The sequence below is a fragment of the Nocardioides gansuensis genome (assembly GCF_003076135.1).
Lineage (GTDB): Bacteria > Actinomycetota > Actinomycetes > Propionibacteriales > Nocardioidaceae > Nocardioides > Nocardioides gansuensis.
Genome location: NZ_QDGZ01000001.1, coordinates 609,742 through 625,397, shown reverse-complemented (window position 1 = coordinate 625,397; position 15,656 = coordinate 609,742). Strand labels below are relative to the sequence as shown.

Annotated in this window: 16 protein-coding genes; 8 read left to right on the top strand and 8 right to left on the bottom strand. The window is 71.5% G+C overall.

Features of this window, described 5'->3' with window-relative positions:
- Position 1 precedes the first annotated feature (1 nt).
- Positions 2-463, top strand: coding sequence for a redox-sensitive transcriptional activator SoxR (gene soxR, locus DDE18_RS02960; protein ID WP_116570708.1), 462 nt, complete (start codon positions 2-4; stop codon positions 461-463).
- A 5-nt stretch (positions 464-468) separates the two neighbouring features.
- On the opposite strand, the gene DDE18_RS02955 is transcribed toward soxR, so the two are convergent.
- The 3 genes from DDE18_RS02955 to DDE18_RS02945 all read right to left on the bottom strand — a co-directional run bounded on the left by DDE18_RS02955 (position 469) and on the right by DDE18_RS02945 (position 5,605).
- Positions 469-1,860, bottom strand: a complete 1,392-nt coding sequence (locus DDE18_RS02955) for an FAD-dependent oxidoreductase (RefSeq protein ID WP_245916408.1) — start codon at positions 1,858-1,860, stop codon at positions 469-471.
- Complete coding sequence (locus tag DDE18_RS02950; RefSeq protein WP_116570707.1) at positions 1,857-3,962, bottom strand: molybdopterin oxidoreductase family protein; 2,106 nt, start codon at positions 3,960-3,962, stop codon at positions 1,857-1,859. Before DDE18_RS02950 ends, DDE18_RS02955 begins: the two co-directional genes overlap by 4 nt.
- 104 nt (positions 3,963-4,066) lie before the next feature.
- Complete coding sequence (locus DDE18_RS02945; RefSeq protein ID WP_211754372.1) at positions 4,067-5,605, bottom strand: MFS transporter; 1,539 nt, start codon at positions 5,603-5,605, stop codon at positions 4,067-4,069.
- A 192-nt stretch (positions 5,606-5,797) separates the two neighbouring features.
- On the opposite strand from DDE18_RS02945, the gene DDE18_RS02940 reads away from it, so the two are divergent.
- Positions 5,798-6,502, top strand: a complete 705-nt coding sequence (locus DDE18_RS02940; RefSeq protein ID WP_116570706.1) for an IspD/TarI family cytidylyltransferase — start codon at positions 5,798-5,800, stop codon at positions 6,500-6,502.
- Here DDE18_RS02940 and DDE18_RS02935 read toward each other — a convergent pair.
- The gene (locus DDE18_RS02935) at positions 6,426-7,019 is read right to left on the bottom strand and encodes a 2-C-methyl-D-erythritol 4-phosphate cytidylyltransferase (RefSeq protein WP_116570705.1); all 594 of its coding nucleotides are present in this window, start codon (positions 7,017-7,019) and stop codon (positions 6,426-6,428) included. The two genes, DDE18_RS02940 and DDE18_RS02935, sit on opposite strands and share 77 nt — an antisense overlap.
- Before the next feature lie 73 nt (positions 7,020-7,092).
- Positions 7,093-7,578, bottom strand: a complete 486-nt coding sequence (locus DDE18_RS02930) for a CarD family transcriptional regulator (protein ID WP_116570704.1) — start codon at positions 7,576-7,578, stop codon at positions 7,093-7,095.
- Positions 7,579-7,799: 221 nt separating this feature from the next.
- On the opposite strand from DDE18_RS02930, the gene DDE18_RS02925 reads away from it, so the two are divergent.
- The 3 genes from DDE18_RS02925 to DDE18_RS02915 all read left to right on the top strand — a co-directional run bounded on the left by DDE18_RS02925 (position 7,800) and on the right by DDE18_RS02915 (position 9,883).
- Positions 7,800-8,519 (top strand): UbiA family prenyltransferase, encoded by a 720-nt coding sequence (locus DDE18_RS02925; RefSeq protein WP_116570703.1) that lies wholly within the window; start codon positions 7,800-7,802, stop codon positions 8,517-8,519.
- Positions 8,520-8,591: 72 nt separating this feature from the next.
- Positions 8,592-9,098 carry a copper chaperone PCu(A)C gene (locus DDE18_RS02920; protein ID WP_116570702.1) on the top strand — a complete coding sequence of 169 codons (507 nt, stop codon included), beginning with the start codon at positions 8,592-8,594 and terminating at the stop codon, positions 9,096-9,098.
- Between the two features lie 41 nt (positions 9,099-9,139).
- The gene (locus DDE18_RS02915; RefSeq protein WP_116570701.1) at positions 9,140-9,883 is read left to right on the top strand and encodes a phosphoglyceromutase; all 744 of its coding nucleotides are present in this window, start codon (positions 9,140-9,142) and stop codon (positions 9,881-9,883) included.
- A gap of 139 nt (positions 9,884-10,022) precedes the next feature.
- Here the strand turns inward: DDE18_RS02915 and phoU are convergent, their stop codons facing one another.
- Positions 10,023-10,679 (bottom strand): phosphate signaling complex protein PhoU, encoded by a 657-nt coding sequence (gene phoU, locus DDE18_RS02910; protein ID WP_116570700.1) that lies wholly within the window; start codon positions 10,677-10,679, stop codon positions 10,023-10,025.
- 123 nt (positions 10,680-10,802) lie between these two features.
- On the opposite strand from phoU, the gene DDE18_RS02905 reads away from it, so the two are divergent.
- The 3 genes from DDE18_RS02905 to DDE18_RS02895 all read left to right on the top strand — a co-directional run bounded on the left by DDE18_RS02905 (position 10,803) and on the right by DDE18_RS02895 (position 13,776).
- Positions 10,803-12,074, top strand: coding sequence for a sensor histidine kinase (locus DDE18_RS02905; RefSeq protein WP_116570699.1), 1,272 nt, complete (start codon positions 10,803-10,805; stop codon positions 12,072-12,074).
- Positions 12,071-12,748 (top strand): response regulator transcription factor, encoded by a 678-nt coding sequence (locus tag DDE18_RS02900; protein ID WP_116570698.1) that lies wholly within the window; start codon positions 12,071-12,073, stop codon positions 12,746-12,748. The genes DDE18_RS02905 and DDE18_RS02900 overlap by 4 nt, the downstream gene beginning before the upstream one ends.
- A gap of 110 nt (positions 12,749-12,858) precedes the next feature.
- Positions 12,859-13,776, top strand: coding sequence for a DMT family transporter (locus DDE18_RS02895; RefSeq protein WP_245916407.1), 918 nt, complete (start codon positions 12,859-12,861; stop codon positions 13,774-13,776).
- A 99-nt stretch (positions 13,777-13,875) separates the two neighbouring features.
- Here DDE18_RS02895 and DDE18_RS02890 read toward each other — a convergent pair whose 3' ends face one another.
- Together DDE18_RS02890 and mshA are read right to left on the bottom strand one after the other, a co-directional pair.
- Positions 13,876-14,391: a type III secretion system chaperone family protein gene (locus DDE18_RS02890; protein ID WP_281258326.1), complete on the bottom strand. Its 516-nt coding sequence runs from the start codon at positions 14,389-14,391 to the stop codon at positions 13,876-13,878.
- A complete protein-coding gene (gene mshA / locus DDE18_RS02885) occupies positions 14,388-15,653 on the bottom strand; it encodes a D-inositol-3-phosphate glycosyltransferase (RefSeq protein WP_245916406.1) in 1,266 nt (421 codons plus the stop codon). The genes DDE18_RS02890 and mshA overlap by 4 nt, the downstream gene beginning before the upstream one ends.
- Positions 15,654-15,656 lie beyond the last annotated feature (3 nt).

Genomic DNA, 15,656 nt, shown 5'->3' with positions numbered 1-15,656 from the left:
CATGGATTCCCGTGATCTGCTGCCGATCGGCGAGGTGGTCAGGCGCAGCGGCTTCGCTGCGTCCGCACTGCGCTTCTACGAGGCCGAAGGCCTGATCCACGCCACCCGCTCCCCCGGCGGTCAGCGGCTCTTCGAGCGCAGCACGCTGCGCCGGCTCGCGTTCATCCGCGCGGCCTCCAACGTGGGGCTGCGGCTCGAGGAGATCCGCGCGGAGCTCGCGCACCTGCCGAGCAACCGCACCCCCACGCGCGCCGACTGGCAGCGGGTCTCACGCCACTGGCGCGGGCGTCTCGACGAGCAGATCGCCGCCCTGGAGCGGCTGCGCGACGGCCTCGACAGCTGCATCGGCTGCGGCTGCCTGAGCCTCCAGCGCTGCCGGCTGACCAACCCCGACGACGTGGTGGCGGGCATCGACGAGGAGCCGGGGGCCAAGCTGCTGCCCCGCGCCCTGCGGCCGCTGTAGCTCGCTCAGGAGGTCGCGAGCTCCGGCTGGACGCCGAGCAGCTCGCAGACGGCCTGCGTGCACCCGCCACAGCCGGTGGTCGCACGCGTCGTCTCCCGGCAGGCCTCGAGGGAGGAGCAGGCGCGGATCTGGCCCGCCGTGACGCCGGCGCAGGCGCACACCTCGGCCTCGTCGGGGAGGGTGACGGGTGCGGCGGCCGCCTCGGGCATCAGCAGCTGGCCGGGCTCGTCGACCCCGAGCACGGTGCCGCGGTCGTAGAGCTGCGTCACCAGTCCGACCCGGGAGAGGTCGCCCACGAGGGCGGCGGCCACGACCCGGCCCCCCTGCACCACCAGCCTGCGGTGCGACCCGACGATCGGGTTGGTCATCTCCACGATCTCGCCGACTGCCCTCTCCGGGTCGCCGAGCACCGCGACGTCGAGACCGGTGGCGCGCAGCCGGGCCACGTTGCGGGACCCGTCGTAGGAGACGTCCTCGCCGCACAGGTGCCGGGCGAGGACCGAGGCCTGCTCCCAGGCCGGGGGCACGAAGCCGGTCGTCCGGCCACGGTGCTCCGCACAGTCGCCGATGGCGTGGACCCTGTCGTCGGTCACCGAGGCCAGGTGGGCGTCGACGACGACGCCGCGGCGGACCATCAGGCCGGCGCGCCGCGCGAGCGCGGTGGACGGGCGGCCACCGGCGGTGAGGACCACGAGATCGGTCTCGAGGCTGTGCCCGTTGTCGAGCACCAGCACGTTGTCCCGCAGGCGCACCGCCCGGGCGCCGGTGTAGACCTCCGTCCCGAGCCGGCGCAGGTCACGCGCGAGCACACGGCCGCCCGCCTCGCCGAGCTGGCTGTGCAGCACGTGGTCGGCGCCCTCGACGACCTCGGTGAGCATCCCGCGCACCGACAGGGCGCGCGCCACCTGCAGCCCCAGCAGGCCACCGCCGACGACGATGGCCCGCTGGCCGGGCTTCACCGCCACGTCCAGCCGCCGGCAGTCGGCCAGCGAACGGAAGGCGTGCACATCCGGGTGCAGGGAGCCGTCCAGCCGCACGAGCCCGCGGATCGGCGGCAGTGTGGGGATCGCGCCGGTGGCCAGCACGAGACGGTCGTAGGGCAGCCGGGTGCCGTCGACCAGCATCACCTCGTTGCGCTCCCGGTCGACCTCGAGCACCCGCGCACCCAGGCGCAGGTCGATCCCCCGGTCGGCGAACCACTGCTCCGAGCGCAGCGTCAGGGCGTCGGCCGGCTGGGTGCCCTCCAGGACGGCGGACAGCAGGATCCGGTTGTATGGCGGGTGGTCCTCGTCGCACAGCAGCGTGACGCTGCCGTCGTACGACCCGGCGACCAGCTCCTCGCAGAGACGGACCGCGGCCATCCCGCCACCGACGATGACGAGGCGCTCGGCGCTCACGAGGCCACCTCCTGGTCTCGTGACGGGCCTTGACGGCCCTGCTCGACCACCGGAGGTATGGACACCCGGGCCGCGCAGGCCTTGAACTCCGGCATCCGCGACGCCGGATCGAGGGCGTCGTTGGTCAGCTTGTTGGCGCCGACCCAGTGGAAAGGCACGAACACGGTGTCGGGCCGGATCGTGTCGACCACCCGGGCGGGGGCGGTCATCGTGCCGCGGCGGGTCATCAGCGTGACCGGCTCGCCGTCGACGGCGCCGATCCGGCCGGCCAGCATGGGGTGGATCTCGACGAAGGGGCCGGTGTCGGGCAGCTCCTTGACGCGGCGGGTCTGGGCGCCGGACTGGTACTGCGCGAGCACGCGACCGGTGGTCAGGTGCACCGGGTAGTCGTCGTCGGGCTGCTCGGCGGCCCCGCGGTACGCCACCACGTGGAAGCGGGCGCGGCCGTCCGGGTGGGCGAAGGAGTCGAGGAACATCCGGGGCGTGCCGGGGTGCCCGGCGTCCGGGCACGGCCAGAAGACGCCCAGCTCGTCGCGCACCCGGGCGTACGTGATGCCGGCGTAGTCGGCCTTGCCTCCGGCGGACGCCCGGCCCAGCTCCTCGAAGATCTCCTCCGGGTCGGTCGGGAACTTCACCGGCGAGTGGAGCCGCTCGGCGAGCCCGGCGATGACGTCGAGGTCGGACCGCACGCCGGCGGGCGGCGTGATGGCCTGCTGGCGCAGGATCACGCGTCCCTCGAGGTTGGTCATCGTCCCGGTCTCCTCGGCCCACTGGGTCACGGGCAGCACCACGTCGGCCACCGCAGCAGTCTCGCTCATCACGATGTCGGCGACCACCAGCAGGTCGAGCGACTCCAGACGCTCGGTGACGTGGGTGGCGTGCGGCGCGGAGACGACGATGTTGGAGCCGAAGACCAGCATCGCCGACGGCCCGTCGTCGGTGCCGAGGGCGTCGAGCAGCTCGTAGGCGGACCGACCCTTCCCGGGCAGCGAGTCCGGGTCGACGCCCCACACGCCGGCGACGTGCGCGCGGGCAGCAGGGTCGTCGATCATCCGGTAGCCGGGCAGCTGGTCGGCCTTCTGGCCGTGCTCGCGACCGCCCTGCCCGTTGCCCTGCCCGGTGAGGCAGCCGTAGCCCGCGCCCTCCTTGCCGCACATGCCGAGCGCCAGCGCCACGTTGATCCAGGCCAGCACGGTGTCGGACCCGGTGCTGTGCTGCTCGGCTCCGCGGGCCGTCAGCACCATCACCTTCCCGGCTCCCGCGAGCTGGGCGGCCAGCGCCCGCACGTCGTCGGCCGGCACGCCGCTGACCCGCTCCACCCGCTCGGGCCACCAAGCGGCCACGGACTCCTTGACGTCCTCCCAGCCGGTCGTCCTCTCCTCGACGTACGCCGTGTCCACGGCGCCGAGGGCCACCAGCTGGTGCAGCACGCCGAGCGCGAGGGCGAGGTCGGTGCCGGGCACCGGCTGGAGGAAGACGTCCGCGCGGGTGGCGGTGCTGGTGCGGCGCGGGTCGATGACGACGACCTGGCCGCCACGCGCCCGCAGGGCGTCGAGGTGGCGCGCAGCAGGCGGCATGGTCTCGGCGAGGTTGGAGCCGACGAGGACCACCACGTCGGCCTGCTCGACGTCGGCGAGCGGGAACGGCAGGCCGCGGTCCACGCCGAACGCACGGGTGCCCGCGGAGGCGGCCGAGGACATGCACCAGCGGCCGTTGTAGTCGATCTGGGAGGTGCGCAGCGCCACCCGGGCGAACTTGCCGAGGGAGTAGGCCTTCTCGTTGGTCAGGCCACCGCCGCCGAAGATGGCGATCGAGTCGGGTCCGCGCTCGGCCTGGATGGCCGCGATCCGCTCGGCGATCACGTCGAGTGCCTGGTCCCAGCTCGCCGGGCTCCACTCCCCGGTCGCCCGGTCCCGGAGCAGCGGCGTGGTGAGCCGCTCGCGACCGCCGTACAGGCCTGCCGCGTTCCACCCCTTGCGGCACATCGCGCCCTTGTTGACGGGGAACTCCGCCCACTCCTGGACCTCGGGCGTGCGCCGCCCGGACAGCCGCATGCCGCACTGGAGGGAGCAGTAGGGGCAGTGCGTCTCGATGGCGGGCATCGGATCCTCCGAGGAGCTGGTGAACGGTGTCTGTGTCAGACGTGGCACCTCGTCGGTCCCGGTCGACGTTGACCGGGACCGACGAGGGGTCGAGGGGGAAGGTGTCAGATGTTGGCGGCCGCCAGGCTCGTCGACCGGCCCGCGAACGAGATCTTGCGGGTGTAGAAGAACCAGGTCGTCGCCAGGCAGACCACGTAGAACCCGGCGAAGACGACGAACGCGGTCTTCACGGCCTCCACCGGGTCGGTGACCCACGGCGCCCCGAACGTCATCGGGATCAGGAAGCCGCCGATGGCACCGATCGCGCCGGCGATGCCGATCACCGCGCTCGACTCCTTCGTCGCCCTCAACATCGCCTCGGCGACGGTGTCGGGGCTGGCCTTCTTCTTCGCCTCGTTGGCGAGGATCAGCGGGATCATCCGGTAGGTCGAGCCGTTGCCGATGCCGGTGGCGGCGAAGACGAACAGGAAGGCCGCGAGGAACCACGGGAAGATGTCGGAGTTGGCGTTGACCGCGGCCACGACGGCGTCGCTGTACTGGAAGGTCGCCGGGTCCGGGGCCGGGGCACCGGCCGGGGGCTTCGGGACCGGCGTGAGCAGGGTGAGCGTGTAGACCACCGCGGCCGTGCCGGCGATCATCGCGACGAACGTCCAGAACGTCACCTTCGCGCCGCCGTACTTGTCGGCCAGCCAGCCGCCGAAGGGGCGGGCGACCGAGCCGACGAGGGCGCCGAGGAAGGCGTAGTAGGCGAAGTTGATGCCGATCCCCTGGACCGTCGGGACGGGCTGGTTCCAGAAGTTCAGCTTGATGAGCAGCGGCATCGCGGCGGAGTAGCCGATGAACGAGCCGAAGGTGCCGATGTAGAGGAACGACATCACCCAGGTGTGCTTGTACTTCAGCACCCTGAGCTGCTCGCGCGGGGAGCTCTTGGCACCGGAGAGGTTGTTCATGAATACCCAGGCCGAGACCGCGGCGATGACGGCGAGGACGGCGTAGAGGTAGCCGGCCCGCTCGAGGCGGAAGCCGTTCTCACTGGCCTGGACCAGGCCGAAGACGCCCGCCCCGCCGACGATGATCGGCAGGAAGAACTGGATCACAGCGACACCGAGGTTGCCGCCCGCGGCGTTGAGGCCGAGTGCCGTGCCCTTCTTCTTGGTCGGGTAGAAGAAGTTGATGTTGGCCATCGAGCTGGCGAAGTTGCCGCCTCCGAGGCCGGCGGTGGCGGCGATCAGGCAGAAGACCCAGTACGGCGTCTCCGGGTGCTGCACCGCCCACGCGAAGAGAAGCGTCGGGACCAGCAGCAGCGTGGCACTGATCACCGTCCAGTTGCGGCCGCCGAACTTCGGCACCGCGAACGTGTAAGGAAGCCGGATCAGCGCTCCGATCAGGTTCGGGATCGCCACGAGCAGGAAGAGCTGGCTGACGGTGAACTCGAAGCCGGCCTTGGGCAGCAGCGCCGCGCTCACCGACCACAGCAGCCAGACGGAGAAGCCCAGGTGCTCGGAGAAGATCGACCAGATCAGGTTGCGCTTCGCGACGTTCTTGCCGGTGGTCTCCCAAAAGGCGTCGTCCTCGGGGTTCCACACGTCGATGGTGGTGCCGCCGCGGTAGGCGGCGTCTGGTGGCGTCGCAGTCGTGGTCACAGGTGCTCCTACTGGTTCAGGGGGATGCCCCGAAGGTAGGAACGCGACGTTTCACGACGACGCCCATTTGTTTCACGCAGGTGTCAACTTGTCCTCACGACCTCACTGCTCCCTTCGACCTCACTGCTCCCTTCGCTGGTCGAGTAGACGGCCCAGGAACGAGGTCGGGCTATCGAGACCTACCCTCTCCCTGTGCCCGCCGCCGTCGTGATCCTCGCCGCAGGCTCGGGCTCCCGCGTGGGAGCCGAGGTCAACAAGGTCCTGCTGCCACTCGGCCCGCTGCCCGTGCTCGCGTGGTCCGTCCTGGACGCGCTAGCGGTCGATGACGTACGCCGGGTGGTGCTGGTGGTGCGGCCCGAGGACCGCGTGCCGGTCGCCGAGGCACTCGTGCCGCACCTGGGCGACCGGGAGGTGCTCGTCGTGGACGGAGGCGCGACCAGACACCAGTCGGAGTGGGCCGCCCTCGCGCTGCTGGCCGCCGAGATCGAGGCGGGCGCGATCGACGTCGTGGCGATCCACGACGGTGCTCGCCCGCTCGCCGGCACCCGGCTCTTCGAGGCGGTCCTGGCGGCCGCGCGCGAGCACGGCGGCGCGATCCCGGTGGTCCCGGTGGCGTCCCTGGTGCGCTCCGACGGCTCCGCCGCTCCGGGTGGCACGGGTGCGGTGCAGACGCCCCAGGCCTTCCGCGCCGGCCCGCTCCTGGCCGCCTACCGGCGGGCGGCGGCGGACGGCTTCGAGGGCACGGACACCGCCGCCGCCCTCGAACGGCTCGGCGACGTGCGGATCGCGGCCGTCCCGTCGACGCCGCTCAACCTCAAGGTCACCTTCCCCGAGGACCTGGCGCTCGCGCTTCGGCTGTCAGGGCCTCCAGCAGCCGCACCTCCTCGGCCGAGCTGACCCGGCGCGCGGCCGGGGGCGCTGCGACCAGCTCGACGGCGACGTCGTCGGGGAGACCTGCGACGAACGCGACCAGGTCGTCACCGGGCGGCTCGGCCATCGACCGCAGCACGGACGGTGGCAGGACCACGGGCGAGCAGACGGCGGCGAGGCCGTCACGGTCGACGTCCGAGCCCACGAACCCGTCTTCGACGACCCTGATCGTGTCGGTGACCGGGCGCACGCCGACCACGACGACCTCGGCCTCGACCGCGCGGCGTACGCAGGCGGCGATGAACGCGGGCGGCGTCATCGGGCACAGGGAGTCGTGGAGGACGAACGGCTCGCCGGACGTGCGCACCCCCGACCAGCTCGCGCCGACGTCGATCGGCGTCGCTCCGGCCTCGCCGAGCGCCCAGGCGGCGCAGGCGACCAGCGCCTCGCCATGGATCAGCGAGTAGGGCAGCGAGCCGCGCCCCTCGTCGAGGACGCGCCCCAGCGCCGGCTGCGGCTCGTCGTACGCGTCATCACCCATCATTCCGTCACCGTATGACGACAGGGAACGACGAAGACCCCCGGGAGCGCATCCCGGGGGCCTTCGGTCGGTGCTTTCAGGAGGCGAGGACCTCGTCGAGGATCGCCTCGGCCTTGTCCTCGTTGGTGTGCTCGGCCAGCGCGAGCTCGGAGACCAGGATCTGCCGTGCCTTGGCCAGCATCCGCTTCTCGCCGGCGGAGAGCCCACGGTCACGCTCGCGGCGCCACAGGTCACGGACGACCTCGGCCACCTTCATCACGTCACCGGAGTGGAGCTTCTCCAGGTTGGCCTTGTAGCGGCGCGACCAGTTGGTCGGCTCCTCGACGTGGGCGGCCCGCAGCACGTCGAAGACGCGGTCCAGGCCCTCCTTGTCGACGACGTCCCGGACGCCGACCAGATCGAGGTTGCAGGCCGGCACGCGCACGACCAGGTCCTGCTGTGCCACGATCCTCAAGACGAGATACTGGCGGTCCTCACCCTTGATCGTGCGAGTCTCGATGTCTTCGATGACTGCGGCCCCGTGATTGGGATATACAACCGTTTCGCCGACGGTGAAAGTCATGTGTTTAGTACCCCTTCCTAGGTGACCATTCTAACACGTGTTTACGTCGGCCCTTTCATCGTTTGTGCAGGTCAGAGGCCTAGGCAGGGCTTGACAGAACCGCGGTATGTATGGTGGGCCGGGCTCTCGGCCGTAGTCCGGAAGGACTAGGCGGCCCTCCGCGGGTCTCCGGGCTGGTGTCGTGGGGGTTTCCGGGACCGGCGTGAGGAGATACTCCCCACATGTCGCTGCGCCTCTCGGTCTCCCAGAGCCTGCCGGTGCTGCTCACCCGGTCAGCACACCCGCGCCAGGCCTTGCTCACCGCGCTCGCCCTCGCCGCCGCGGCCGCGATCGCCGGCAGGCCGATGCGGGAGGTCGGGCTCGTCCTGGTGACCGTGCTCATCGGCCAGGCGATCCTGGGCTGGTCCAACGACCTGGCCGACCGGGAGCGCGACCTGCGCCACGACCGGCCCGGCAAGCCGCTCGCGACCGGTGAGCTCGAGCCCGGCACCGTGTGGTTCGTCGCGACGTGCGCCCTGCTGGTCGTCGTACCCCTCTCCATCTCGCACGGCACCCTCGCCGGCGGCACCTACCTGATCGCCCTGCTGATCGGTTTCCTCGCCGACCGTCTCCTCCGCAAGGGGCGGCTCTCCTTCCTGCCCTGGGTCGCGCAGTTCGCCCTCTATCCCGCGTTCCTCGCGTACGGCGGGTGGAACGGCGTCGGGCAGACGACCCCGCCCACCATCACCATGACGGTGCTGGCCGGCCTGCTCGGCCTGGGCGTCCACGTGCTCCGCTCGCTGCCCGGCCTCGTCCAGGACCACCAGGACGGCTACCGGACCCTGCCGCTGCTGCTGGCGCTGCGGACCGGGGCGCCGAGGCTGCTGGTCCTGGCCGGGGTCTACACGGGCCTCGTGACCGTCGCGCTTCTCATGTCGGGCCGCACGGTGGGACTGACCTGAGCCGACGCTAGGCTGTCGTCCGCACGGCCGACGTGGCCGTGGGCTCACTGACGACCTGCGAAGGCCTTCCACATGCAGCTCCGACGCTCCCTGGTGCGCGCCACCGCCGCGCTCGCGCTCGCCGCACCCCTGACCTCGTGCGGCTTCGACTACGCCACGGACCGCTACTACACCCCGGCCCACGGCGCCAACGACCGCGACGGAGTCGTCGACGTGCTGAACGCCGTGGTCGTCTCGACCGAGGCCGGGTCGGGCACCTTCGTCGCGTCGCTCGCCAACAACTCCTCGGAGGAGGCGCAGGCCCTGTCGGAGCTCGCCGGCGAGGGCCTCACGGTCGCCGAGTTCCAGCCGGTGGAGATCCCTGCGGGCGGCCTGGTCAACCTCGCCGAGCCCGCCACCGACATCAAGGTCGAGGGCGACTTCGAAGCCGGCGACTTCATCCCGGTCGAGCTCGGCTTCGAGAGCGGCGAGCGCACGACCCTCGACGTGCCCGTCGTGCCCAACTCCGGCGACTACGCCGGCCTGGACGGCGAGCCCGCTCCGGTGGAGGAGCCCACCGAGACCGAAGAATCACACTGACGCTGCGCCCCGCACCAGAAGACCCCGGGAGGGACTCCGACATGACGCACACCCTGGTCCTGCTCCGCCACGGCGAGAGCGAGTGGAACGCCAAGAACCTCTTCACCGGCTGGGTCGACGTGGCCCTCACGGAGAAGGGCCGCGCCGAGGCGGTCCGCGGCGGCGAGCTGATCCGGGAGGCCGGCCTGCTGCCCGACGTCGTGCACACCTCCCTGCAGCGGCGGGCGATCAACACCGCCTGCCTGGCCCTCGACGCGGCCGACCGCCACTGGATCCCGGTGAAGCGGTCGTGGCGGCTCAACGAGCGCCACTACGGAGCCCTGCAGGGCAAGGACAAGAAGCAGACCCTCGAGACCTTCGGCGAGGAGCAGTTCATGCTCTGGCGCCGCTCCTTCGACGTCCCGCCGCCGCCGCTCGACGACGACGACGAGTGGTCGCAGGCCGGCGACCCGCGCTACGCCGACCTCGGCGACGAGCTGCCGCGCACCGAGTGCCTCAAGGACGTCGTCGTCCGCTTCCTCCCCTGGTGGGAGGACGAGATCGTGCCCGACCTCGAGGCGGGTCACACCGTGCTCGTCGCCGCCCACGGCAACAGCCTCCGGGCGCTGGTCAAGCACCTCGACCAGATCAGCGACGAGGACATCGCCGGGCTCAACATCCCCACCGGGATGCCGCTGGTCTACCGCCTCGACGAGTCGATGCGGCCGACCGTGCCGGGCGGGGAGTACCTCGACCCCGAGGCTGCCGCCGAGGCGGCAGCCGCCGTCGCCTCGCAGGGTCGCTGAGCCGGAGCGACCGAGGGACGAGGTCGCTCCGTCGCGAAGCGAGGTCGAGCGCGCCCCGCGAGGAGGAACGAGCTCGCGACGGGCGTAGTCGAGACCCGGCCGGGCCCCTAGCGAGGAACGGCTCGCTCCGACCCCGAGCTCAGTCTTCCCTGCGGCCGCGCAGCTCGCCGGTGACGGTGTAGACGACGCGGTTGGCCACCGAGACTGCGTGGTCGGCGATCCGCTCGTAGTAGCGGCCGAGCAGGGCGATGTCGACCGCCGCCTCGACGCCGTGGTTCCACTCGTCGCCGAGCAGCTCGGCGAAGCTGCGCCGACGCAGCTGGTCCATCTCCTCGTCGTCGCGTCCGAGCTCGACCGCGGCCTCGATGTCGCGCTCGGAGATGATCTGGCAGACCCGGGAGACCATGTCCTGCGCCACGATCGCCATCTGCTCGACCGTGGGTCGCACCTGCAGCGGCACGGCCACGTCGGGCGTGCGCAGCCGCGCGATCTTCGCGACGTGCACCGACAGGTCACCCATCCGCTCCACCTCGCTCACCATGCGCAGGGCGGAGACGAGCATGCGCAGGTCGCCCGCGACCGGCTGCTGGAGGGAGAGCACCTGGAAGCAGGTGTCCTCGATCTTCTCGCGTGCCGCGTCCACGGCCCGGTCGGCCGAGATGACTCGCTCGGCGGTCGCGGCGTCGCCCGTCAGCAGGGCACTGGTCGCCTCGCGCACCTCTTCCTCGACGAGACGACACATCCCGGAGAGGTCGATAAAGATGCCGTCGAGCTGGTCGTGGAAAGCCTCACGCATGCCCTTCATCCTAGATTGCGCACTCAGGTGCCCTGACCGGCTGCGATGAACGGGCGGTGAACACTCGACGCGCGGCCGTCCAGCGTTCAAACGCGGCATGACGCCTTGCGTACGATCATAGGTGTGGATCCGACGACGCAGGCTGCCCTGGCTGCGCTGATCGGGGCGATCGTCGCGGGCGGTGCCGTCCTCGCGTGGCACATCAGCGACCGGCAGCAACATGCGGTGCCGGAGCAGGAGGAGCCGATCGTCCCGCCCGGCGTGGCTGCTGTGCTGTCGGTGCTGCGCTCCAGCGCGGTCGTCGTGGACCACGAGGACCATGTCAAGAAGGCCTCCGCGCCGGCGTACGCGTTCGGGCTCGTCCGCGGCAACGAGCTGGTCTCCGAAGACCTCCGCACCCTCGTCCACCAGGTGCGCCGCGACGGTCAGATCCGCGAGGCCGAGTTCGAGCTGACCACCGCCGGCTCGACCACGCGCACGGTGACGGCGCGGGTCGCCCCGCTCGGCTCCCGCCTGGTGCTGGCGCTGGTCGAGGACCGCACCCGCGAGAAGCGCGTGGAGGAGGTACGCCGCGACTTCGTGGCCAACGTGAGCCATGAGCTCAAGACCCCGGTCGGCGCCATCAGGCTGCTCGCCGAGGCCGTCCACGACGCCTCCGACGACCCGGAGGCGGTGCAGCGGTTCGCCTCGCGGATGCTCACCGAGAGTGACCGCCTGTCGTCGCTGGTGCAGCAGATCATCGAGCTGTCGCGACTCCAGGGCGACGACCCGCTCGAGATGCCGGGGCGGGTCTCGATCGACGACGTCGTCAGCGCCGCCGTGGACAAGAGCGCGACGGAGGCTGCCGCCAAGGACATCACCCTGATCACCCGTGGCGACCACGACCTCGAGGTCGTCGGCTCCGAGGAGCAGATCGAAGCCGCGGTGAGCAACCTGGTGGCCAACGCCGTCGCCTACTCCAACGCCGGGTCCCGCGTCCTCGTGACCGCGAAGTCGATGGGCGACACGGTCCAGATCTCCGTCGTCGACCAGGGCATCGGCATCCCGGCCCAGGAGATCGACCGCATCTTCGAGCGCTTCTACCGCGTCGACCCCGCCCGTCACCGCTCCACCGGCGGCACCGGCCTCGGCCTGTCCATCGTCAAGCACGTCGCCGCGACCCACGGCGGCGAGGTGAGCGTGTGGTCGGTCGAGGGCCAGGGATCCACGTTCACGCTCACGCTCCCGCTCAGCAGCCACTCGAGCACCCGCCTCGCCGGGCCGCTGTCGGTCGCCGACCGCCGGACCGCCGACCGGGCCAGGACGCTCAAGACGACCCAGGCCCCCCAGTCCTCTCAGTCCCAGCCACCCCAAGACCAGTCGGTCGAGCCATCACAGCAGGAGGTACGCCGGTGACCCGGGTACTCGTCGTCGAGGACGAAGAGAGCTACAGCGACGCTCTCGCCTACATGCTCCGCAAGGAGGGCTACGAGGTGGCGATCGCCGCCGACGGCAACACCGCGCTCGCGGAGTTCGAGCGCAACGGGGCCGACATCGTGCTGCTCGACCTGATGCTGCCGGGCCTGCCCGGCACGGAGGTGTGCCGCCAGATCCGCCAGACCTCCAGCGTCCCGGTCATCATGGTGAGCGCCAAGGACGACGAGGTCGACAAGGTCGTGGGCCTCGAGCTCGGCGCCGACGACTACGTCACCAAGCCCTACTCCCCCCGCGAGCTCGTCGCCCGCATCCGCGCCGTCCTGCGTCGCGGCCAGGAGCCCGACCTGCTCCCCGACACGCTCGAGGCCGGCCCCGTCCGGATGGACGTGGAGCGCCACGTCGTGACGGTCGAGGGCCTCGAGCAGCGACTGCCGCTCAAGGAGTTCGAGCTCCTCGAGATGTTCCTGCGCAACCCGGGCCGGGTGCTGACCCGCGGCCAGCTGATCGACCGGGTCTGGGGATCGGACTACGTCGGCGACACCAAGACGCTCGACGTCCACGTCAAGCGGCTGCGCGCCAAGCTCGAGCCCGACCCGAGCGAGCCGAAGTACCTCGTGACGGTGCGCGGGTTGGGATACAAGCTCGACCTCTGACCGACTCCGGTCGCCTTCCGTGCGGTTACAAGGGCAGTAGGGCGGGAATGCTGCGTTCCCCGTCCGAAAACCGCGTGGCCCCGCGTCATGGGCGTCCCTAGGCTTGACCTGTGACCGCGATCCCGACCTCGCCGCCCGCGCCCGCCCCGGCCAGAGAGGCTCCGCTCTGGCTCCCGCTCGCGGCGGTCGCGGTGACGCTGGTGCTGTGGTCCAGCGCGTTCGTCGGCATCCGCCACCTCGGCGAGAACGTGCCGCCCGGCGCGCTGAGCCTGAGCCGGCTGCTGGTCATGGTCATCGCCCTGCTCGCGCTGATGCGCGGGCGCCTGCCACGGCTCCCCAACCCGAGGCAGTGGCCGCTCGTGATCGCCGGCGGAGCCATGTGGTTCGGCGTCTACAACCTCGCGCTCAACGAGTCGGAACGCCGCATCGACGCCGGCACGGCCGCCCTGATCGTGCAGATCGGCCCGATCATGGTGGCGCTGCTGGCGACCTTCTTCCTCGGCGAGCGACTCACCCGGTGGCTGCTGGTCGGCATGGCCGTGGGCTTCTCCGGCGTCGTGATCATCGGCCGGGCCTCCAGCCAGGGCGACAACGGCGACCTCGTCGGCGTGCTCCTCTCGGTCGTCGCGGCCCTGACCTTCGCCGTGGGTGTGCTGACCCAGAAGCGCCTGCTGCCCACGATCCAGCCGCTGGACCTGACGTTCTGGTACGCCGTGGTGGGCGCCGTCGTCTGCCTGCCCTGGGCGGGGCAGACCGTGAGCGTGCTCGGCGACGCCAGCGCCGACACCCTGTGGTGGATCCTCTACCTCGGCGTCTTCCCGTCCGCGATCGCCTTCACGACGTGGGCCTACGCGCTCTCCCACTCCGACGCCGGGAAGTTCGCGCAGTCGACGTTCCTCGTCCCGTTCATCACCAGCCTGATGGCGTGGCTGCTGCTCGACGAGGTGCCGCCCGCCCTGGCGTTCCTGGGCGGCGGGCTCTGCATCGCGGGCGTGCTGCTGGCGCGGCGTACGACCAAGTCGGGCTGACGGTCAGGCGGTGCGGCGGCGAGCTCGTGGATGATTCCTGGCTGGCTCGACGCCGCCTCGCCCTCGCTTGTCACACGGGCCGGGACGGCCGCAGCGGGCTCAGCGCTCGAGCCAGCCCCGGAACGCCTCGAGGTTGCGCGTCGACTCGCCGCGCGAGACGCGCCACTCCCACTCCTTGCGGATCGACGTCGCGAAGCCGAGCTCGAGGAGGGAGTTGAAGGACTCGTCGGCGTTGGAGAGCACCGAGCCGAGGATGCGGTCGAGCTCCTCGTCGTTCACCGCGCAGAGGGGCAGCCGGGCCTCGAGGTAGATGTCGCCGTGCCGGTCGACGGCGAAGGAGACGGCGTACATCCGCAGGTTGCGCTCGAGCAACCAGCGGTAGACCCGCGCGTGCTCCTCGTCGGGGTTGCGGCACACGAAGGCGTGCACGCCGAGCGCGTGCGGACCGACGTCGAGGCGCACGGGCGTCTGCAGCTTCTTCTCGCCGGGCAGCGAGAAGGAGAAGACGCCTGGCGTGGGCTCCTCGAAGTCGATCTCGTTGGCCTCGAGATAGGCGCGGACCGTCTTGACCGCGTCGGTCTCGACGACGTCGCCGGAGGGGATGGGCTCGCTCACGAGGCCACCTCATCACTGGCCTCGTAGCGCATCAGCTCGTGGGCCCGCTCGTAGGCTGCCAGGGTGCGCTCGGCCGTGCGGTCCCAGGAGAACTCCCGCGCGTGCTCCAGGGCTCCCTCCCCCAGGCGGGCGGCCAGGTCCGGTTCCGAGAGCAGGCGCCCCAGCGCCGCCGCCCAGTCGCGCGGCTCGTGGGTGTCCACGAGCAGGCCGCTGCGGCCGTCGGCGACGACGGTGGTGAGACCGCCCACCGCGGCCGCCACGACCGGCGTCCCGGTGGCCTGCGCCTCGGCCGCCACCAGCCCGAAGGATTCGTTGTACGACGGCACGGCGACGGCCGTGGCGGCCGCACACCAGGTGGCCAGCTCGGCCTGGGCAACGGGCGGCACGAACCGCACCACGTCCTGCAGCCCCAGCTCGTCGGCGAGCTGGGCGAGCGACTCGGGATGCTCGAGACCGGAGCCGGAAGGCCCGCCCACGACGGGTACGACGAGGCGCGAGCGCAGCGTGGGGTCCTGCTCGAGCAGCACGGCGACGGCCTTGAGCAGCACGTCGGGTGCCTTGAGGGGCTGGATCCGGCCGGCGAAGAGCAGCACGTGCGCGTCGCCGGGCAGGCCGAGCGCCCAGCGCGCGGCGTCCTTGGGCTGCGGCGCGAAGACCGAGAGGTCGACGCCCGGGTGGATGACCTCCACGCGACCCGGCTCCGCGTCGTACAGCTCGATCAGCTGCTTGGCCTCGATGTCGGTGTTGGCGACGAGGAGGTCGGCGGCGCTGACGACCTGCTCCTCGCCGATCACGCGGGCGAGCGGCTCGGGGGTGTCGCCCTCGGCGAGCGCGTCGTTCTTGACCTTGGCCATCGTGTGCATGGAGTGCACGAGCGGCACGCCCCAGCGGTCGCGCGCGAGGGCGCCGACCTGGCCGGAGAGCCAGTAGTGCGAGTGGACCGCGGCGTAGTGGCCGAGCGGGTGGGCCGCCTCGGTGCGCAGCACCTCCCGGGCGAAGGTGCACAGCTGGCCGGGCAGCTCGCCCTTGGTGAGACCCTCGAACGGGCCGGCGGCGACGTGGCGCACGAGCACGTGGTCGGCCACCTCCACGACCGGAGCCAGCGACGAGGCCGTGGCGCGCGTGAAGATGTCGACCGCGATGCCCTGCGCGGCGAGGCGCCGCGAGAGCTCGATCACGTAGACGTTCATGCCGCCCGCGTCGCCCGTCCCCGGCTGGTCGAGGGGCGAGGTGTGCAGGCTGATCATCGCCACTCGGTCCACGGG